At 46.5% G+C, this 21,933-nt stretch carries 17 protein-coding genes; 10 read left to right on the top strand and 7 right to left on the bottom strand.

The features are described 5' to 3' along the window. The first annotated feature begins 84 nt into the window (after positions 1-84). Both F3I09_RS18970 and F3I09_RS18965 read left to right on the top strand, forming a co-directional pair. Positions 85-438, top strand: coding sequence for a hypothetical protein (locus F3I09_RS18970; RefSeq protein ID WP_149696613.1), 354 nt, complete (start codon positions 85-87; stop codon positions 436-438). Positions 439-449: 11 nt separating this feature from the next. Next, positions 450-842, top strand: coding sequence for a hypothetical protein (locus F3I09_RS18965; RefSeq protein ID WP_149696612.1), 393 nt, complete (start codon positions 450-452; stop codon positions 840-842). Positions 843-1,005: 163 nt separating this feature from the next. On the opposite strand, the gene F3I09_RS18960 is transcribed toward F3I09_RS18965, so the two are convergent. After that, positions 1,006-5,262 (bottom strand): sugar-binding protein, encoded by a 4,257-nt coding sequence (locus F3I09_RS18960; protein WP_149696611.1) that lies wholly within the window; start codon positions 5,260-5,262, stop codon positions 1,006-1,008. A 333-nt stretch (positions 5,263-5,595) separates the two neighbouring features. Here F3I09_RS18960 and F3I09_RS18955 point away from each other — a divergent pair, with 333 nt between their 5' ends. The 7 genes from F3I09_RS18955 (at position 5,596) to F3I09_RS18925 (ending at position 14,588) form a co-directional block, all read left to right on the top strand. Beyond that, the gene (locus F3I09_RS18955; RefSeq protein WP_149696610.1) at positions 5,596-6,009 is read left to right on the top strand and encodes a hypothetical protein; all 414 of its coding nucleotides are present in this window, start codon (positions 5,596-5,598) and stop codon (positions 6,007-6,009) included. Between the two features lie 16 nt (positions 6,010-6,025). After that, positions 6,026-6,448, top strand: a complete 423-nt coding sequence (locus F3I09_RS18950; protein ID WP_149696609.1) for a hypothetical protein — start codon at positions 6,026-6,028, stop codon at positions 6,446-6,448. Positions 6,449-6,806: 358 nt separating this feature from the next. Next, positions 6,807-9,974: a TonB-dependent receptor gene (locus tag F3I09_RS18945; RefSeq protein WP_149696608.1), complete on the top strand. Its 3,168-nt coding sequence runs from the start codon at positions 6,807-6,809 to the stop codon at positions 9,972-9,974. Between the two features lie 21 nt (positions 9,975-9,995). Next, positions 9,996-11,873, top strand: a complete 1,878-nt coding sequence (locus tag F3I09_RS18940) for a RagB/SusD family nutrient uptake outer membrane protein (protein WP_149696607.1) — start codon at positions 9,996-9,998, stop codon at positions 11,871-11,873. Between the two features lie 18 nt (positions 11,874-11,891). Continuing rightward, on the top strand, positions 11,892-12,569 hold the full coding sequence (locus tag F3I09_RS18935; RefSeq protein WP_149696606.1) for a DUF3823 domain-containing protein: 678 nt from the start codon (positions 11,892-11,894) through the stop codon (positions 12,567-12,569). Between the two features lie 142 nt (positions 12,570-12,711). Further along, positions 12,712-13,935 (top strand): hypothetical protein, encoded by a 1,224-nt coding sequence (locus F3I09_RS18930; RefSeq protein WP_149696605.1) that lies wholly within the window; start codon positions 12,712-12,714, stop codon positions 13,933-13,935. Between the two features lie 425 nt (positions 13,936-14,360). After that, complete coding sequence (locus F3I09_RS18925) at positions 14,361-14,588, top strand: DUF3820 family protein (RefSeq protein ID WP_149696604.1); 228 nt, start codon at positions 14,361-14,363, stop codon at positions 14,586-14,588. Between the two features lie 56 nt (positions 14,589-14,644). Here F3I09_RS18925 and fabF read toward each other — a convergent pair whose 3' ends face one another. Both fabF and F3I09_RS18915 read right to left on the bottom strand, forming a co-directional pair. Next, positions 14,645-15,898: a beta-ketoacyl-ACP synthase II gene (fabF, locus tag F3I09_RS18920; RefSeq protein ID WP_149696603.1), complete on the bottom strand. Its 1,254-nt coding sequence runs from the start codon at positions 15,896-15,898 to the stop codon at positions 14,645-14,647. Positions 15,899-16,011: 113 nt separating this feature from the next. Continuing rightward, entirely contained in the window at positions 16,012-16,572 is a 561-nt protein-coding gene (locus tag F3I09_RS18915) for a TetR/AcrR family transcriptional regulator (protein WP_149696602.1), read from the bottom strand. Positions 16,573-16,656: 84 nt separating this feature from the next. Between F3I09_RS18915 and F3I09_RS18910 the strand changes: the two genes are divergently transcribed. Continuing rightward, on the top strand, positions 16,657-17,139 hold the full coding sequence (locus F3I09_RS18910) for a DinB family protein (protein WP_149696601.1): 483 nt from the start codon (positions 16,657-16,659) through the stop codon (positions 17,137-17,139). A 59-nt stretch (positions 17,140-17,198) separates the two neighbouring features. Here the strand turns inward: F3I09_RS18910 and egtD are convergent, their stop codons facing one another. The 4 genes from egtD to F3I09_RS18890 are packed head-to-tail and all read right to left on the bottom strand — an operon-like array spanning position 17,199 to position 21,913. Next, complete coding sequence (gene egtD, locus F3I09_RS18905; RefSeq protein ID WP_149696600.1) at positions 17,199-18,191, bottom strand: L-histidine N(alpha)-methyltransferase; 993 nt, start codon at positions 18,189-18,191, stop codon at positions 17,199-17,201. 30 nt (positions 18,192-18,221) lie between these two features. Then, complete coding sequence (gene egtB, locus F3I09_RS18900; RefSeq protein ID WP_149696599.1) at positions 18,222-19,373, bottom strand: ergothioneine biosynthesis protein EgtB; 1,152 nt, start codon at positions 19,371-19,373, stop codon at positions 18,222-18,224. A gap of 10 nt (positions 19,374-19,383) precedes the next feature. Then, positions 19,384-20,952 carry an ABC transporter permease/substrate-binding protein gene (locus F3I09_RS18895; protein ID WP_149696598.1) on the bottom strand — a complete coding sequence of 523 codons (1,569 nt, stop codon included), beginning with the start codon at positions 20,950-20,952 and terminating at the stop codon, positions 19,384-19,386. Further along, entirely contained in the window at positions 20,927-21,913 is a 987-nt protein-coding gene (locus F3I09_RS18890; protein ID WP_149696597.1) for an ABC transporter ATP-binding protein, read from the bottom strand. The genes F3I09_RS18895 and F3I09_RS18890 overlap by 26 nt, the downstream gene beginning before the upstream one ends. Positions 21,914-21,933: the final 20 nt, after the last annotated feature.

Below are 21,933 nucleotides of genomic sequence, written 5' to 3'. Positions count from 1 at the left end.
AGAATATTTTGAAAGTTCGAATATTAATACCTAGGTTTGTATCACAAAAGCAACCTTCTGCCAGTCACCTAAAATGTACCCGGTATGAACACACTCGCTTACATCATTTATCTCTTCATCACCTACCTGATAACTGTGCGCGTGGGTTTTATTTTTTACCGTAACGGACGAATATTTATCCTGGACCTGCTAAAGAACGACGTATCCCTTACAGATGCAATTAACCGCATATTACTAGTCGGTTACTACCTGGTAAATCTGGGTTATGCTGCACTGATGATCAGTACCTGGGATACAATTCTCAGCTGGACGGAGCTGTTATCATCTATAACGGTCATGACCGGAAAGATAGTGCTCACGCTGGCCACCATGCACTACTTCAACATGCTGGTGATCTATCTCATCAGTAAACGTAATAAATCAATTCTTCACCCTTAAAACACTGTTGTATGCAATCGTCTCTTAACTTCATCGCTTACCTGATCTATCTGCCCATTGTGATCATCCTGACATGGTATGTGGCGCACACACTGTTTAAAAACAGTAAAGTGTTTATGCTGGATATATTCCATGGTAAAACAGATATCGCTACTGCTACCAATAAGTTGTTTGAGACAGGCTTCTACCTGCTCAACCTGGGATTCGCCTTCTGGGTAATGGAAATATCATATGCTGTCAGCAATCAGCAAAGTTTGATGGAGATCCTGAGCGCCAAGATCGGCGGCTTCTGCATCTACCTGGGAGTAATGCTGTTCTTTAACCTCTACCTGTTCTTCCGTGGAAGGAGAAAAGCGAAAGCCAAATCCCTGTTACTCGCGTCTGTTCCAAAAATAGAAGGATAAACAATGGGCTGTCCCATATCCCTATACCGGTCTTCTCTATTGTTTACACCTCCAGCTCCAGGTGCTATGGCAAAAGGCCTGCACCTTCAGCATATATCGATACATACACAGAAACGCCCGCTCCGTTCCCGAAGCAGGCGTTCTTCTTTTAGCGATGGCGATCTTACTGTATCAACAATTTCTTCGTGATCACTTTCTCTCCTGATACATACTTCACCACATATACTCCTTTAGGTAACTGCGGAAGATTCAGCCGCACTTCCGCCTGTACTTTGGCTGTATATACCTGGTTGCCATTCAGATCATACACAAATACATACCCTTTACCACTATGATTGGAGATCATAATCTTTGCCTGTCCGTCTGTCGCCGGATTAGGCAGGATACGGATCTCAGGTGCTTTCTCCGTAATAACAGCGCCATGTGTAACAGCTGTCGTAGTTGCTGCCGCAGTCGCATTGGCCAGTATCACAGTGCCATAACCTGATGTGTTCTCATAGTTGTACAGGTTGCCGAACCATACCGCCTGACCATCACGCGTTCCTCCATTATCATCATCATCATAACCAGCATCAAAACCAAAGGATACACCCGCTGATGGCGTAATGCCCAGCTGCGACCATGGAATGCTGATCTCAACGGTATAACCTCCTGTGATGGCAGCATACGCATGTTGTACGCCTGTAACAGCTACCTTACTAAACAATGAACTGCTATTATATGCCTTGATGAACTGGTTGTCGTTTCCATCAAACACACTCAGCTTGTTATTATTCGCGTCGATGAATATTTCCACTGCATCATTATCCCACGAATCGGGTGAGTCTGAATACAAGGCTCCATCCAGCACCTTCACGCCAATGTAGAGGTTATTGGCATCCCAGAGCACGCCGAAAGTAGCGGTGTTATTCGGAGAACCTGTCGTCACTTTACTGATGGTCTGTGATAGGTTCCAGCTGCTTTCATTCAGACTGCCATTTACCGTAATCGTACCTGCTGCCGGACGTGCTTGTATGGTGCCCGGCTGATTAGGATCAGTGACAGTACCCACTGTAACCTGTACCTGGTCACTAGCCGTCAGACTGCCATCGCTCACCGTCAGCTGGAATACATAAGTGCTGCCATTGCTTAGCCCGGAAACTACCGGATTGGCGATCGCACTGTTGCTGATAGTTACCGCAGGACCGCTCACTTTTGTCCAGCTATAAGTAACCGCATTACCCTCCGGATCAGACCCTGTACCCTGTAAGGTCACAGTAGTGGTATTGGCTGCCAGTGTAACATCTGCACCTGCATTCGCTACAGGAGGCTGATTAGGAGTACCACTGCAGGTTGTCAGGTAAACAGTACCAAATACAGACGGATTTGAGAACGCTGTCGTATTCGTTGCAAATGATGCAATTTGTGCATCACGTGTACCATTATTGTCATCATCATCTATCTGCACATCCAGCCCTAATGGTTTACCCAGCGAAGCAGTAGTACCAATAGTCGTCCATGGAATAGCTACTTCAAGATTATAACCGGTCGCCGTAGCATACTGGCTGAAGTTAATACCAGTCGTCCTGGTCGCAGAGTTACCTCCCGTATGCACCGTATTATCATTCCAGCGGAAGCCCAGTTGAAAATCATTCGCTCCGTCATACGTAGCCCCTTTACTATTATCGCCATCGATGAATATTTCCACCACATCATCTTCCCACCAGTTGCCACCGGAATCAGAGATCTTTGTACCATCATTCACCTCTACCAACAGGTAAAGATTATTATTGTCATACATCGCTCTCCATTTGCCTGCATAATCAGACGGAAGACTACCCAGTACAACATTGCTGATATTCCTCACAGGAGCAATCGCCCAGGCGCCATCAATAGTTGCATCGATCACCGGAGGAGTGCCTGATACCTGTGCTATCACTGGTGATACACAAGGCGGATTATCATTATCTGCAATAGTGATCACTGCAACGGTATCACCTCCCAGATTATAGGATGCATCTTTCTGTAAGGTTAAACGCACTGTCTCCGGACCTTCAAATATCGCATCATTAACCGGTGTGATATTGATTGTAGCAGAAGGCTGCGCCGGCGTCAGGGTAATAGTACCACTCAACGCAGGACTGGCCGTATAATCGCTGGCACTGGCCGTACCGGTAACAGTATATTTTACACTGATGCTCTGTGACAGGGAAGAAGTGCTGACAGTAAACCTGCCAGCCGTTCCATTCTCGGAAGCATTAGGAATTGTTGCAATTACATTTACTCCCGGCAGGATGCTTACCTTCCTGGTAGCAGTAAAATTGCCGCTGGCAGTAGTCACGGTAATATTAGCCGTACCAAATCCCAGGGCAGTCACTTTACCCGTGGCATCCACAGACGCTACAGATGGATTGGAACTGCTCCAGGTCACGTTCTTATTGGTCGCATCTACCGGTATAATATCAGCTGTCAGTTGCAGGGTTTGACCTTCGGTAAGCGTTGTATCATTCGCCGGCTTTATCGTAACACCCGATACCGGAATATTGATGTTCTGTATGATGAGCTGGAAATTAGTATTCCGGTTGATATATGCACCTGATTCCGCGTTGGTAACTGTCAGATTATTGAATGTCGCCGTCTGAGAGCCAGCCTGCACATACAATCCGAAACCTCCATATACGTCTGCAGGAACATCACGTACAACAGGATCCAATCCTGTACCATCAATAGTGGTGTTGTTGAATACCAGATGATGAAGATTATTCCCATATATCTGAATACCATCGCGTTGAGAACGAAGAATAGTATTGTTGTCGAACTGCATATTGAAGATGCCACTACCGCCTGCATAAAACTCAATAGCGCCTCTCTTCTGATTCCAAAGATCATAACTGGTACCGCAACCCGTCATAGTGTTTTCATACACTTTGATAACATCTCCGGGATATTCAAACGTAAATCCGGGGAAGTCATTTGTAAAACGGATGGCAGAGCCACCAACACCGTCTTTGATGTAGTTATGATGGATCTCATGCCCTGTACCTCCAAAGAGCGCAATACTACCCGCACGCCAGTTATTCTCAATCGTATTGTACCTGAAAATGTTATTGCGGCAGGTCTCATTGTTGCCAGCCACATTAGCCGGCCATACCGCCAGACCATCATCGCCGTTATTTCTCACGCTACTTTGCTCAACTACAGAACCGGAAGTACCCTGACAGAAGTTCACGCCATCTGCATAGTTATTCCTGATGCGGCATTTGGAAATAACCAGGTCCCTGGTAATATCGATCGGATACGGAGGATCGTAACCTGCTATCCAGAAGCCACACTCAAAGTGTTCCACCCAGATGTCATGTATCCGGGAACCGGTACCATAAGTACCCATAAAGCCTTTATAGGTCTTGTACATCTCACCCGGCAGCCTTGGATTCGGCTCATCATATTTCAGACGGTCGTTATTGATGGTGCTGAGTGTAAAATGGGAGATCTCTACATTGCTGGCACGTCCCATAATGCCGCCATAGAATTGTTTGTCGGTCGAGAAATACACTTCCGTGTACCAGATACCGGCGCCCTGGATCTTCATATTGCTGACATTCAGGGGTAGCTTATCACTCAACATAAAACGACCGGCCGGAATATACACATGTTTTCCCTGTGCCGACGCAGCAGCGATACATGCATTAAAGGCGGCAAAATCGTCTGTCTGGTCATTGGCCACAGCGCCATAATCTGTCACTGAAAGATAATTGGCTGGCTGAGGTAATGCCCCAGGAACAGGCTCCAGCTCAATGAAGTCAACGCCATAGGTAATAGCGTCTCCATTGTCTTTCCGGATGCTGAGTTTATCACCCGCATTCAGCGGATTATCCAGCCGGAAATGCACTTCATCAAAACGCATAAAGGTCTTGCCTCCGGGCGTCTGTACCGGATCTGCCGCAGGGAAATACTGGTAAGCCCAGTAGGAGGAGAGGTTGATGTCTCGCACCTTTGTACCGTTCACATACAGACCGAGTGCACCACTTCTTCCTGCGCCGGTATTATCATCGGGCAGGGTAAAACGAAGCGTCACGCCCTGGGCCGCCTGCGTCAGTGTCCATTCAACGCTGGCATTGTTGCTGCCGAGGCTTACATACTTCTGGTCAGACGCCTCCGATGCAATGTCAGTCTGAATAAACTGGGGAGATTGCTGTAACGCTGCGCCGCCATCGAGCGTAGCATTCTCTGATTCATAACGGGTGTAGGGCAACTGGTATGCACCGCGGGGTAATCCGTCGCTTTGTGCAAATGAAGCCATACTCTGTATCAGTAACAGCATAAAAAGAGTGAGCTGGTACCAGCCAGGAACTTTCCTGAGGTACTTGGACCGGGCAGGACCAGCCTGCGTAATGGAGGCGCGATACCGCGCTTTCGAGGGAAAAGAAACGGGTTTTCTCATTATGGTAGGTATTTAAAGACATGAGTTTATCCCAGGACCTCTCAGTGTCAACAACGTGGTAATGTTTTTCATCCGTGGTAATATCAAAGGACGTGAAGTCGGCTGAAATGGGCAAGTAGTACGGAGAAAATATAGAAAATACGGTGCTCACAGAAGGTTGGTTTGCTTCTAATGGTTTCAGAATTAATTCACTGTAGATATATGGTTGTCTTAATTGATATAGGTTATTTTGAGACGATTCTGCAGTACTGAGCCTGAGATGGCGACGCCTTAAAACGGGATTTTGACCAGATTATTTTGTTTACTTTAGCGGCGACTTATGAAATAATATCTATGGAACTCCGTACCGCCCGAAGTCATTATAATACCTTTTATATGATCCTGTTGGGGATCATCATCGGGATATTAGTAGGTGCCTGGATGGGAAGCATAAACTGGTATGCTATATTGATCCTTTCCGCTCCAATGCTACTGCCCTATATATTTTACCGCATTATTCTTTCAATTGATATTGTAGATGAACAACTGGTTCTGAAGAGTATGAATTTCTTCTCGAAAAGGACAACCATCTTTAGCATTAAGGAAGTGGAGTTACAGCTTTATCATATCCCTCCGGTTGGCAGGAGAAAGGGATTTTATTCGATGTATATTATAAAGGAAGGTAAGGTCCTTCACCGGATAGATCATGACGTGGCGGAGCTTGCCGTTTTCATTGAGCGTTTCAATCGGAAAAAGACAACTGTTTAATAGTTAAATTCTTGCAATGGAGATTAAATCCCGGTTTTCCAACAGGAGAGCCATGCTGCTTACGTTCATATCGTTTATAATCCTGATTGTACTGGTTCGTCTTGGATACATTCAGGCTAGCAGCCTTCTGATTGGAGGTTTGGTAGGGATCCTGGGGTTGGCTAAGCCGGACGTATCTTCAGTAGCAGTTAACGAAGCTGGGATCACGCTGAAATGGAGTAAATATTTCATCGAGCGTACACTAAGCCGTCCACTGGATAATATTTCGCTGGAAATTATCTACTCTGGCTCTACAGGTAAGCCTAAAGATGCTATTTTAAATGTATTTGAAGGCACAAAGTGCATTCACCAGGTATATGCCACATATGGATTTACTGAAGATGACTTTAGGAAATTTATCCTGGCATTCAATGATTTGAAAACTGCAGCCCGCGTTTGAGGTAAAACGTCGTGCTGTGGTTTCAGGTAGGATGGCGGTCGGCGCCGACCGCCATCCCATACTGAAACCGCAGCTACTTAGCGTCAATAAACGGGTGTATCCAAAGCAACACCAGGATCCATATCAACTACTCTTTGCTGAAAGAGTACATAAAATTTTCTCCCACGATAAAACAAGCATAGCCAATAATCCCCCACATCACTTCAAAAAAACAAAAGGAAAAATAACTGTAATAATGACAATTATACTATATTCATAATGAATTTCACTGTTAGCATGAAAAACACCGGGAGTACTGACCGGTCCGGACCTCTAGTGTAGTAAACAAATCTCCGAAACCCAATTAAAACCCATCGTTATGAAAACGCTTTACGCTTTCTTAGCGCTGCTGCTCTTTGCCCATACCTATGGGTTTGCGCAGCAGGCTAACCCAGTCACTTATTCTGGTACAGTAACAGATTCAACAGGCGTCCCAATCCCCGGAGCCACCGTCGTAGTAAGGAACAGTAACAAAGGAGTTGTAACAAAGAACGACGGTTCATTCACCATTCAAGCCACGCCCGGCACAACAATTTACGTCAGCATCGTAGGCTTCCAGCCGAAAGAAGTCCTGCTCGGCAATCAAACAAAATTACTGGTGACAGTAACCTCACAAGCCAGTAATCTCACAGACATCATCGTAGTAGGTTACGGTACCCAAAGAAAGGCATCCGTAACAGGGGCCGTCAGTACGGTGAAATCGGCCGACCTGGTAAGAACGCCGGCAACTACCACCTCCGCTGCTTTAGTGGGGAAAATGCCCGGTATAACGGCCCGCGCTACTGACTCGCGACCAGGGAACGGAACTAATATCCAGATCCGTAACCTCGGTAGCCCACTCTTCGTAATTGATGGTATACCTTATACCGGTAGTACCGCGACAACCGGATTCGGTTTCACCACCGGCTCAGGACAGGACATCTTCAATAACCTCGGACTGGACGATATCGAGAATATCACCATTCTGAAAGATGCTTCTGCCTCTATCTACGGATTGAGAGCCGGTAATGGCGTGGTACTGGTCACGACAAAGAAAGGCCGGAAGAATGAGCAACCCAACATCAACCTTTCAGGTTACTACGGCTTCCAGAATTTCACCCGTTATCCTCATCCTGCTAACGCCGGACAATACGTACGCGCCCTGCTGGAATCAGAACAAAACCTGGGACGCGACCCCTCCTTACTCTATAAACCTGGAGAATTGGCAAAGTGGGAAGCCGGTACAGAGAAAGGGTACAAGAGCTACGACTATTACAAAGAAGTACTCCGTCCCAATGTGCCGCAGTACTACGTTAGCGCCAACGCCTCCGGCGGCTCACAACGCTCCAGCTATTACATGTCTGTCAGCCGCCTGAAACAGGATGCCGTGATCAAAGATTACAGCTTTGAACGTACCAACCTGCAGGCGAACCTGGAAAGCAGCCTGGCCAAAGGGCTGAAAGTAGGTACACAGATCAGCGCCAGACTGGAAAAGAGACACAATGTGGGCGTACCCGGACTGGACGACTACTTCAACCCCTTCCTGAGCATCTTCAGTATGTGGCCTACAGAAAGCCCATATGCTAATGATAATCCGAAGTACATCAACCAGACACACAACGTGAATGTAAATCCTGTCACCTACAGGGATGATGTCACCGGCTATGTAGACGAATGGTGGAGAGGTATGAACGTCAATCTCAATGCACAATACGATCTGCCTTTCGGACTAAGTATAAAAGGTATCTACTCGTACAATTTCCTCAATGAAGAATTTGACGGTTTCGAATATACCTGGAACGCGTACAAGTACAACGCTACCACAGACAGCTATTACACTGAACCCGGCTTCGGCAATCAGAATCCCTGGAGGGAAAGACACAAGAGGAACGTCATCTCCCGTTATGCACAGTTCCAGATGAGCTTTGCCAGGAAATTCGGCGATCATAATATCTCCGCAGTAGGCGCATATGAATTGTCTGACTACGACAACTCCTATTACGTAGTACACACCATCCCTACAAATAACTACGTACCTACACAGTACCTGGTGGAACAGGACTACCTGTCAGATGAATGGTCGCTGGAAGCAAGGGCTGGTTATATCGGCAGGATCAACTACGACTATAAGTCAAAATATCTCCTGGAAGTACTGGGACGCTATGATGGTTCTTACCTCTACGCCCGTGGCAAGCGATGGGGCTTCTTTCCCGGTGTCTCCCTGGGTTGGAGGATCTCTGAAGAACCCTGGCTGAAAGGCCGTTTCGGGAATGCACTGAACGACCTGAAATTAAGGGCCTCTTACGGAGAAACAGGAAGTGAAATAGGCTTTTCAGATGGTAACCCGCCCAACGCATTCAGCTATCTCTCAGGATACAATTTCAACCAGGGAGGCGCTGTTATGAACGGCAGTTATGTAATCGGTTTAAGGCCCCGCGGATTACCGGTAACTGAGCTCTCATGGGTAAAGAACAGGTCTATCAACGCAGGTGTAGATTTCACAGTCTGGAACAATCGTATCAGCGGTCAGTTCGATGTATTTGAACGCCGCCGTTCCGGTCTGCCCGCCGCCCGTTATGATGTATTGCTGCCCAGTGAAGTGGGTTATTCATTGCCCAACGCTAACCTGAATGCAGATGCCACACGCGGTATTGAAGGAATGGTAACTTATACCGGGCAGTCAGGTGAAGTGAATTATTCACTGGCGGTAAATGCCACTTATGCAAGACTGAGGTCGAGGAGTACCTACAAGCCCCGTTTCGGTAATGCCTGGGATCAATACCGCAGCTCCATTGAAAATCGATGGGCAAACGTTACCTGGGGCTATCATGTAGTGGGCCGCTTTGAGTCGGAAGAGCAGATAAAAACCTATGATATCGATAATGATGGCAGGGGGAACCGCACAGAACTGCCGGGCGATTTCCGGTATGAAGACGTGAACGGTGATAAGATCATCAACGGCCTCGACCAGCGTCCCATTGGTTACGCACAGGGCGCGCAACCTTATGTGAGCTTTGGCATTAACGGTAGTGTTGCATGGAAAGGCTTCACATTACGATTCGACTTTGCCGGCGCTACTATGCAGTCATATCTGCGCGACTGGGAACTGCGTTATCCTTTCCAGAATAATGGCTCTTCTCCCGCCTATATGCTGACGGACCGCTGGCACAGAGAAGACCCTTACAATCCTGGCAGCAGGTGGATCGGCGGTAAATATCCCGCTATCAGGAAAGATAATACCTCGCATGTGAACTATGCTGTAAACGATTTCTGGATCACCAATGTGCGTTATATCAGGTTGAAGAACCTGGAACTGGGTTACAACTTCTCCCGCGATCTGATTAAACGTGTTGGCCTCTCTGCTTTGCATGTATATGTCAACGGCACAAACCTGTTCTCTTTCGATAACGTGAAGGAATATGAAATTGACCCTGAGATCAGCTCTACCAACGGATTGGTATACCCGCAGCAACGCCTGTACAACTTTGGTTTTAATGTATCCTTCTAAGACTTCCTTAATGCTTATTATATGAAACGATTATATACGCTTTCCCTCCTGACCCTGTTGCTGACAGGCTGTATGAAAGACTGGCTGGACAGGGAGCCACGTACTATTCTATCTGACGAACAGGTATGGAATGACCCTAAACAGATAGTGGCCTTACTCGCGAATTTCTACGACAGGATCCCGGCAGAAACAGGACTGGGTGATGTAAACGATGGTGCCGACGGACGATTGTTCCAGTGGCGTAACATGGCCGATTATGATGAAGCCATGTGGAGTGGACAATCCAATGAAGATGGTCGCAATAACATCGGCTCCTATGCCTTTAACAGGTGGTATTTATGGAACTATACCTATATCCGTGATATTAACCTGGCGCTGGAAAATATTGAGAAATACGGTGTGAGCCTCTCGGAGGAGGCCAAGAAACAATATTCCTCAGAATTACGTTTTCTGCGCGCACTCAATTACTTCAACCTGGTAAAGAGAATGGGAGGTGTGCCACTGGTCACCAAACAGCTCATTTACGACTATTCCGGAAACGTAGCAGACCTGCAGCAGGCCCGCGCAAAAGAATCAGAAGTTTATGACTTCATTGCAGCTGAAATAGATGCCGTCAAAGACCAGCTGGGGAATGCCGGTAGCACCACCCGTGCCAACAAATATACAGCCCTGGCTTTGAAGAGTCGCGCTATGCTGTACGCAGGTTCACTCGCAAAATACAACAGCCTTATGCCGGTACCTATTACAACGCCAGGTGGTGAGGTTGGTATACCCGGCAGTATGGCGAATAGCTACTATCAAAAGGCGCTCGATGCCTCCAAAGAGATCATCAACAGCGGGCCCTACTCACTGTACAGGAACAACCCTGATCCCGGTGAGAACTTCTTCGAGGCCGTTACAAAAAAAGCCTCCAACCGTGAAGTGATCTTTGTGAAAGACTACCTGTTGCCCACCCGCAAACACTGGTTTTCATACGATAATATCGCCCGCGGTATCAGGGAAGACAACCTGGGCTCTTCATCTGTAGTACCATCCCTGAACCTGGTGGAAAGTTTTGAATATAAAGATGGTTCAGATGGTGCGCTGAGAACACGCACGCCTGATAACAGCGACTATATCTACTACGATAAGCTGTCGGATATCTTTGCCAATAAAGATGGACGTTTGTATGGCACCATCATCTATCCCGGTACTTCTTTCAAAAGCCTGCCGGTAGCCATACAGGCAGGTGTGCTGGTGTGGAACAGCGCCCGTAATGCATATGATGTGATCGAAGGAAGCGACCTCGGTACAACCTACAGCGACGGTAAATTGCTGACTGGTTCGTCAGGTCCCCACCGCTCTATACAGGAAGTGTCAAATACAGGATTTTATCTCAGGAAGTATATAGACCCTAACGATAAAACAAGCACCAGGGGTATTCAAAGTGATGTATGGTGGGTTTGGTTCCGACTGGGAGAAATATATCTGAATGCTGCGGAAGCAGCCTTCGAACTGGGACAGACGGGAGATGCATTGCTTTATATCAATGCGCTGCGTGAGAGAGCAGGCTTTGGTGCCAACAGTCTTTCATCGCTGACAATAGACAGGATACGGAATGAACGCAGGGTAGAACTGGCATTTGAAGATCACCGTGTATGGGACCTGAAACGCTGGCGTATAGCAGACAAGATCTGGAACGGAGATGCTTCCAATCCCAATGCGATGATCTACGCTTTGTATCCTTATCGCGTAATACGCCCTGGTGATGCTGCCCGCGACGGAAAATACGTCTTCGTGAAAATGGTCGCCCCGCGTTTCAGAACGCCCCGCTTCTTCCAGCTGGGAAACTATTATACCGCTATCAACCAGGCGGTGCTGAACAACAATCCGAAGATCGTCAAGAACCCTTTTCAGTAACCTGTTAACATGTACGATATGAACAAAATAGTATCATCCTCTTTCATTGCTATGGCGCTAGGCATGCTGATAACAGGATGTAAAAAGGATAACTATGAAAAGCCAACATCCATCCTTTCCGGTAAGGTGATCTACAATAAAGAGGCTGTGGGCGTCCGCTCCAATGGCGTCCAGCTGGAACTCTGGCAACATGGTTTTCAGTTGTTTACAAAGATCCCCGTGTATGTAGCGCAGGACGGTACCTTCTCTGCCTCATTGTTTGACGGCAATTACAAACTGGTACGGCTGCCTGGCAATGGCCCCTGGGTGAATAATACAGACTCTATTGACATTACCGTAAATGGCGGTACGACCGTAGAAGTGCCGGTGCAGCCTTATTTCATCATCAAAAATGCCACGGCCGGTAAAAGCGGAACTAAAGTAACTGCCACATTCTCAATAGAAAGGGTCAATGCGTCTCAGCCACTGGAGTCGGCAACGCTGTACCTGGGTAAAACGAATATTGTAGATGCCGTCAATAACCTCAAAGCTGCATCGCTAAGCGCCGGGGCAATCGGAGACATTACAGCCCCTGTTACGATCAATGTGGACATTCCCGCCACTTTATCGGGAGAACCGTTTTTTTTCGCCCGTATAGGCGTTAAAACAGCAGGTGTAGGAGAGCTGATCTATACACAACCGATTAAGATTGAATAGATAGGACTCATAATCACTCCTGTAAAGCCCGCCAGAGAGGTTTACTCTTTTTGGCGGGCTTTATAATATCCTGTAAACCAATTGAACAAAGCAAGTAGCATCTTTTCGTTTAAAACATTATTTTTATTCAAAATGTAGAAGAATGTACCTGGAAATACTGAAGCAGAACCTACTATCCCGATGGAAACAGGCATTTCAAGAGTTTGATCGCTTACAGGAATATAAAACCAACGTCACCACCGAAAAATATATCCCAGGCTTCCGCTATAACTTAGAAGACTATGGCACACCCGCTTTCCTGCAGCCCGAAGAAAAATTATTTCCAGTAGCAGCAGTCAGGGAGATCAACGATTATCATTTTTATGGATTCTCTGCCAACGGATTACCTTGTTATACTTCCTATGGTCATGCTGCCAACAATGTATTCTGGGAAGGTTACTATTCCTATGGTAAGGAATGGATCGAGTTTGTGGAGTATAACAAGGGTACAAAAATACCATCCTGTATCAAAAGGATCCAGTACGATGAGAACGGACAGAAAGTGGCTTATCAATCTTTACTTGTCATCGGTAGAGGAGAGGGAGATGCATACGCGGACATGAACGCAGATGAGAAAATAGCCAGCATCATGGACCACGAGCATTCACTATTTTGTAACATCGAAAGATATGAGCTATCTGCCGGACGTATTGAAAAGGGCTATTGTCTGAGCATTACACCCGGCGCAGGTGAATCTGAATACGAAAACATCTACAAATATAACAGCAACGGCATTCTGGATGAGATCAGAACTGTCTATGCATCCGGTGCAAGTAAATTGTCTTACGCACGCCCTGAAGAAAAACTGAACATACAGACCTTAATGGCTACCGTTGCCGAAAACATGGCAATCGCCATAGCGGATGCACTGGAAGCGCATCAGGTAGAAACGCCCTTATCCCTGCTGGAGCTGAATTATCATTACGCAGACGTGTATATTCCTTTACTGTCACCCCGTTCAGTAGCTTTCACAAAGATGATTTCGAAACAACATCCTGACGAAGATATTTTTGATCTCATCTTTCTGGCCACTGAGCTGGATCATGCATATCTTGACATTGCATCTGAGAGATTTGAGCGTCCCTTCACACAACTGATGCAGATCATCAGCAAAGAAGAGAAATGGGAAATGGGGAGTGTACTGCTGCGTAAAGTAGCGCATATTCTTACCTCAGAAAAATTATTCGGCAGGCTACCCGTGGGAGAAGAGTTTGCAGCATATGCCGTTGATTGGGGAATGGAAATGGAAGATTTTGAAGATGTGCTGCGGGAATGTGGTGTACCTGGAAAAATGATCAGCTCCTGGAAAGAGCGGGGGTGGTTATGATACGCTGATTATACTCGAATGAAAATATGAAACATAAAAAAAGGTTACAGCCACGGATGGGCTGTAACCGGATTTCTGAAATAACCACTCTTCTGGGGGGATGTTTAATCAAAAAGTTTACAAAACTGCAAAACGAAAAAATTCTTTATCTATAAAGTATAGGGAAACGCATAACAAGATTAACCTCGTTACAAGGAAATTCAACATAAATTCAAAAAGTATTCAAAGTATTAGCTCAAAAAATTGTCCCCCAAAATGAATGCTGTTCTACAAGCACAGATATAGAATAATTCTATATAATGATGGTACTTACGTAAGAAGATCTCATATGGATTTAAAGATCCCAAAAAAATGTTAAATTTTTTCTATCACACAATATTTCTCATCCTATATTTGTGATGAATCCGACTTAAAATCAATCTATAATGGAATTTGCACAACCGGACAGGGAAATATTCAATCAGTTGGTAACAATGAAAATGCCATACGGCAAATACAAGGATGTCTTACTATGCGACCTGCCGGTTTCTTATCTGGAATGGTTTCAGCGTAAAGGGTTTCCGGAAGGCAAGCTGGGGATGTTGCTGGCTACGCTGTATGAAATAAAACTGAACGGCCTTACGGGGCTGCTCACTCCCCTAAAAGGGAAATAGTTAATGGTCAGAAAATAGTTACGGGACCTATCACTCTCACAAATCATTTACACAGATCACTTCACTTCCTTGAACACTACAATACCATTATGGCCGCCAAACCCGAAAGTATTGCTCATCGCCACACTCACTTTCTTTTGCAGTGCATTGCCCATCACAATCTGTAAACCGGCAGGAATAGCCGGATCAGGATTGGTAGTATTGATAGTAGGAGGAACGATGCCATTATTGATACTCAATACGGACGCAATGGCTTCAATAGCACCTGCTGCGCCCAGCAGATGGCCGGTCATAGATTTAGTTGCACTGATAGACAGATGTTGCGGTGCTTCTCCAAACAGTGACCTGATAGCAGCCAGCTCACTCAGATCTCCCACCGGAGTAGAAGTTGCATGTGCATTCAGATAGTCGACATCCTGCGGAGTGAGTTCCGCATCTTCCAATGCCCTTTTCATCGCCTGTAGGGCGCCCAATCCTTCTGGATGTGTAGCAGTCATATGATAGGCATCAGCAGTCATAGCAGCGCCCACCACTTCCGCATAAATATGTGCGCCTCTGGCCACAGCATGTTCATATTCTTCCAGCACCAGTGCAGCCGCTCCTTCTCCCATCACAAAACCATCCCTATCTGTATCAAAGGGTCTGGAAGCAGTAGCAGGATCATCATTCCTGGTCGACATCGCTTTCATGGCGCAGAATCCTCCCACAGAAGCCTCCGTAATGGGCGCTTCAGAACCTCCTGTAATGATCACTTTTGCCTTACCCAGACGGATGTAGTTTAGTGCGTCCATAATGGCAGTATTGGAGGTAGAGCAGGCAGAAACAGTAGTATAGTTGATACCCATCAGGCCGAACCTGATAGAGATCATTCCCGAAGCCATATTGGCGATAAGTTTAGGCACAAAGTAAGGGTTGAAGCGTGGCACATAATTACCCAAAGTGTATTCCTTTACCTGTTCCTCAAAGGTCAGCATACCACCCTGACCGGAACCCCAGATGACGCCACTGTCAAACGGATCCATTTTGGAGAAATCCAGCCCTGAATCAGTAACTGCCTGTTGTGCTGCAATCAGTGCGTATTGTGTAAATGGATCTGTTTTGCGTATATCATTCCGGTCCAGCAATTTTGCCGGGTCATAGTCCTTTAGTTCACAGGCAAACTGCGTTCTGAAAGGGTCGGGATTGAACTTTGTAATACGCGCAGCTCCGCTCTTTCCTGCTACCAGGTTGTTCCAGAAATCAGCCACATTATTACCAATCGGCGTCAGTGCGCCCAATCCGGTAATGACTGCTCTTTTTAATGTTTGCATGTATCTTATTTATTTTATTTGCTCGTTGATTATAACTTGATTTTAACTTTTGTTGTCTTTTCCCGTGGGATGCTTGCAGCTGTTACTACTCATCCTCCTACGTTCCCCAACAATCACTTCCCCGCACCTAAATCCCTCAACAACTGATTCGTAATCCTGCCAAACACCTTATTCCCCATTACCCTGCTCAACAGTAATGATGCCAGAAGATTACTTATCACCAGCAGCGCCCGATCATACGCATCCCCCTCAAACCGGAACAACCCTTTCTCACGCCCCTTTTCGAGACAGGCGCCAGTCCATTTCAAAATAGCCGCCGACAAATCTGTAATCTTTTCCTGCAAAGGTTCCGGTAGGGTCTCATAATCAGGTGATAATGACCCCATCAGACACACCAACCCCTCCTTATGCTTTTTACTAAACGTCTCAAACAGGAACTTTAACTGTTTATCCTCCGGCTGCGTCACCAGCCTGCCTGTACTCGCTATAAAATGTTGCAGCTCAACCTCTATCACCGCCACGCCCAGATCAGTTTTAGTAGGAAAATGGTAGTGGATGGCAGCATTCTTTATTTCCAGAGGATCAGATATATCCTTATAGCTAAAGGCATTATACCCCCTGGTCTTAATCAGCTGGTCCGCCAGCGAAACAATTCTTTCTTTAGTATCCTGCATAGTGCAAAATTACTTACTTGTAAGTAAGTATGCAAATTATTCGCCCTGGCATTCTTATTGAGCAATAAGTCATAAATTGGAAGCATGGCTACAACACACAATAAAGAACTCGTAAAGACACTGGAACAATTACTAATTGGCGGGCATGCACACGCTACTTTCGATGACGCTGTAAAAGGTCTGCCTGCTGAACTGAGAGGTGTAGTGCCGGAAGGGATGCCATATAGCATCTGGCAATTAGTAGAACATATCCGGATAACACAATGGGATATACTGGAATTCTCCCGCAACGCTAAACACGAGTCGCCATCATGGCCGGAAGGATACTGGCCCGAAGAAACAGTGCCTGCCAATGACGCTGCCTGGAAAAAATGCCTGGCGCAGATCAAAAATGACCTGAAAGAATTTATCGATTTGTTAAAAGATCCTGATGCTGACCTATACGCGCCTTTTGCACATGGCGACGGACAGCACCTGCTACGTGAAGCATTGCTGATTGCAGATCATACAAGCTATCACACCGGTGAAATTATTGTGTTGAGAAGACTATTGGGCGCCTGGAAATAAAAAAGAGAAGCTGCCCCTGGTTGAAATACCAACGGGCAGCCTCATATTTTTCTCTGGCATTAAATGCACAACCACATACAGTCGGCAAACCATCTGCGACTGTCAAAGAAATCAGCTACAGTTTCAAAGCCTGACTGTGTCGCCATCTGCTCTATGGATTCCAGATCATACTTCTGCGATATCTCCATATATACAGGCTCGTGCAATCCGAAATGAAATGTCTGACCGCTGATCTTTACATCCTGTTCTTCCAGGCTGACAAGATGGCTTTTACAAGCCCCTGTGCCGGGATCATAACTGGCATAATGATCAAACTTGCTGATATCAAAATTGCCCCCCAATTCCCGGTTAATGCGTTTCAGCAGATTAAGGTTAAAATCCCTCGTAAAACCAGCTGCGTCATTATAAGCATCCAGAATGATCTGCGGATGTTTTTTCAAATCGAAACCAATGATCACCAAATCGCCCGGCTGCAGATAGTTGCGTAATTGACGACAAAACTTCCTCGCCTCAGTTGGTGTGAAGTTGCCGATATTACCACCCATACACAAGGCTACTTTTGTCTTCCGTGATAATATACCTGCCTGCTGTAACATGTCGAAATACTCCCCATGTAGTCCATGTACTTTGAGGGCCGGCAACTGCTGTGGTAGTGAGTGCTCCAGCTGAGTGATCACATTACCGGAAATATCCACCGGGTAATATGTAAAATCCTGTCCAGTCTTCAGTAACTCCTTCAACAGGTGAATGGATTTTGTAGCATCCCCGGCGCCCAGCTCCACCACGTCGAAATGACTGGTATGAGAGAGTATCGTCTGACTGATCGCGGCAGACTGCTCCCGCAATATTTCCATTTCGCAATTGGTCAGATAGTATTCATGGCAACGCATGATCTCCTGGAAAAGGCGGTCGCCCTCAGCATCATAGAAATACTTGGAGTCCAGGTGTTTGTTTTTTGCGCTGAGCCCGCGGATCACATCCTGGGAGAAGATCTCCCGTTGATCCTGTTTTAATGGAACTAATACCGTATGCATTACAGAGGTGGTGGCCATAATGTAATTATTAGTGTAATAAGAATAAGTTTATTTCGCCAGTCTGATACCAGTAAACTGCCATCTCAGGGAAGGATGGAAGAAATTGCGATAGGTAAGACGGCTGTGATTAGGCGGCGTTACTTCAGAGCCTCCACGCAGCACCATCTGGCTGACCATGAATTTACCGTTGTATTCACCGATCGCTCCCGGCGCTTTGGCAAAGCCCGGATAAGGAAGGTAAGCACTCTCTGTCCATTCCCAGCGTTGCCCCCATGACAATTGCGGCGCTGCAGCTTCCCATTCAAATTCAGTAGGAAGACGCATGCCCTTCCATGAAGCATAAGCAGTAGCTTCATAATAACTGATATGACACAACGGATCATCACCAGCTACAGGTTGCAATCCCTGCCAGGTATAATGTTTCCATTGGCCATCTACAAAATGCCAGTATAATGGCGCTTTCGCCTGCTCCCTTTTCACCCAATCCCAGCCTTCCGCATGCCAGTGACGGAAATCACTGTAGCCGCCTGCTTCCATGAATTCCAGGTATTCCGCATTGGTGACAAGCTTTGTACTGATCTGATAATCCTGCAGGTACACGGTATGCCTGCCCAACTCATTATCAAAACAGAAACCGTCCCCTTTATAACCAATCTCATATAGTCCTGCCGGCATTTGGAGGAAAGGCTGCGTTGTAGCAGGCGCTGTAAAGCTGGTAACTGCTGTATCGGAGTATGCCGGCATTAGGGGATTGTGCCCCAGTATGTATTTGATATCCGTATACAATAACTCCTGGTGCTGTTCCTCATGGTTCAGCCCCAATACGACCAGTGCACGTATTTCATCGGTCAGCGCTGTGTCCAGGAAAGACTGCATGGCTTTGTCCACATGTTCACGGTAACGCATGATGTCTTCAACAGCAGGGCGGCTTAAGTTGCCCCTGTCTGTACGGATCACGCGGGCGCCCACTGTTTCGTAATAGCTGTTGAATACGAAATTGTAGTTTGGATCAAATTCTTTATAACCGGGAAAGTGTGGTTTTAAAAGAAATGTTTCGAAGAACCAGGTGGTGTGTCCGAGGTGCCATTTCGGCGGACTAACATCCACGACCGGCTGCACTACATAGTCTTCCGTTTTCAAGGGTGCGCAGATATGCATGGATCTTTTCCGCACGGTATTAAAATCATTTTTCAATTGCATATACTGGTGGTTAGTGATGCAGTAAATATTCCTTTAAGTCTGATATAGAGGTAATATGCAGATCTGCAGCCTGTTGCCTGCGCATCATCAATGCATATGTATTATTGAACCCGATAGGAGGCAGCCATCTGATGTGGTACCGTTGCATAAATTCCCTCGAAACATAGTCATATACTTTTTGCTTGTCGCTGACCAATGTATCAACGACAGATTTGTCTGCCTTCAGGATGACCAGTAAACCGGTGCCGGAGTATTCCGGATAAAGATCTATCTGACCATTAGTAAGTGCATCAAAGCATATTTTGGTGCCTCCCAGTCCAGTTTTAGTAATAGCTTCCAGTTCTGTATACCCGTTCACCAGCAATTTGTACATATTGGCAAGGATATATCCGTCTCCGAATATCTTGGCGCCTATTACGACAGGTCCTTTAGTACCATGTTTCGCTGCCTGTAATAAACCTTTAGCTTTTAAAAAATCACTGGCCACAACAGCCGGATCCTGTTTCAGGTAATCGACCCTGTAGTTCAGCTCAGTCATTACACTATCATTAATTATACCAGATAGTTTATTCAGCGCAGGAGCCAGTTCCGGGTACTTATCGAGCGTCTCCTGACGTACGATCGGCGCTGCATAATACGGCGGAAAAATATGTTTGTCGTCCGTAAGTGACTGAAGATCAAAAGCCTTTACCCTGCCATCTGTCGTACTGCCACTGATGACATCCAGGGTCTTTTCATAGGCCGCTTTGTACATGATCATGTCACTAATTACGACAGTACGCATCTTCAGTCCATATACCTGTTTTAGCCCCAGATTACCGTCTTTCCGCCCCATGAATTCTGGCGTGAATCCCGCTACCAGACTGGTTCCATAGGCCGCCGGCAAGAGGTAGAAAGATGACAGGATCAACAACAGAAAGGGTAGGAGGTAGAGTGCCGTTTTGACCTTCTGCATCCTTAGTTTCTGCAGGCGGGCTACCGCCCAGTCGAAGATGATGGCCAGTAAAGCTGCCGGAATGGCACCTGCAAGTATCATATTGGTATTATTAAGGGCAATTCCGCCAAAAATGAATTCTCCCAATCCGCCGGCTGCTATATATGCTGCCAGGGTTGCCACCCCCACATTAATAACGGTCGCTGTTCTGATACCTGCCAGCAATACGGGCATAGCCAGTGGCAGTTGCACCTTGTAAAGCAGCTGTCTTTTACTCATCCCCATTCCTGTAGCTGCATCTATCACAACAGGATCGACCTGAAGAATGCCGGTATAAGTATTCCTGATAATAGGCAATAAAGCGTACAGGAATAACGCCATAATTGCCGGCTTGGCCCCTATACCTAACAAGGGTATCATAAACCCTAATAAGGCAATGCTCGGAATGGTCTGCAACACGCCGGCAATGCCGAGTACAATGCCCGCCAGTTTTTTCCGCCGGGTAATAAGAATGCCCAGCGGCACGCCTATGACCACTGCAATTAAAAGAGAAATAAATGTAAGCCCGATATGTTGCAACGTTTGCTCCAGCAGTTTGCCGGCCTGTTGCTGCACAAATTCAGGAAAGCCTGGTTGATCTTCCATGTCCGTTGACAGTTTGCTTGTATTGTCTAAAGGCGTGCATCAATTCGCTGGTGTCAATGCGAACGAGCTTGTCTTCAAATGCGATGTTGACAGGAGCAGATAGCGTAGTCATCTGCTCAAGCGCTTCCCAGCAGGAGTTTCCCCCCTTCAGGACAGGCGCATGATTTTCTCCGGGTATAGTATTGCCGAGCCAGGGCTTAATATCTGTTAGCCGGAGTGCATTCAACTCCAGCCAAAAGCGTTGCTCATGAAAAAAGTTGCTGACAAAATCATTTACCGGATTGAAAAGGAGTTCTGTTGGTGTACCGGTTTGCTGTATAACTCCCTGGTCCATCAGGCAGATGCGGTTGCCCAGTTCAAATGCTTCCGGCACATCATGTGTTACCATGATCACTGTTTTGTTATGGATCTCATCCAGTGATCTGAATTCCTTTCTGACACTGACCCTTGTTACGGGGTCGAGCGCCCCGAACGGTTCGTCCATTAGCAATACCAGCGGATCAGCTGCCAGCGCCCTGGCCAGCCCGACTCTTTGCTGTTGTCCGCCACTCAGTTGCTGCGGATACGCATGATAATGATCTGCGACAGATAAACGCAGCTTTTCCATGAGAGAATGTGTCCGCTCTTCTATACGTTTTTTATCCCATTTGAGTAAAGTGGGGACGATACCGATGTTTTCAGCTACTGTATAGTGAGGAAACAGGCCATTCTCCTGCAGCACATACCCGATATTCCGTCGTAGTGATTCAATTTGCTGTGTATTTACCGGTTCTCCATTCACAAGGATCTGTCCACTATCAGGCGCAATCAGCCGGTTGATCATGCGCAGTGTCGTAGTCTTTCCACTACCGCTCGTGCCAAGCAATACCAGTGTTTCCCCCGTGTTCACTTCGAAGGAGACATCCCTGACAGCCGGTTTGCCGTTATGGAAGGATTTGTTGACATGTTCAAGTTTTATCATGGTTGGGATTCATTGAGGAT

The organism is Chitinophaga sp. CF418 (genome assembly GCF_900142925.1).
GTDB lineage: Bacteria > Bacteroidota > Bacteroidia > Chitinophagales > Chitinophagaceae > Chitinophaga.
Note: the sequence above shows the minus strand (reverse complement) of the source record. Positions and strands in the feature narration are given on the sequence as shown.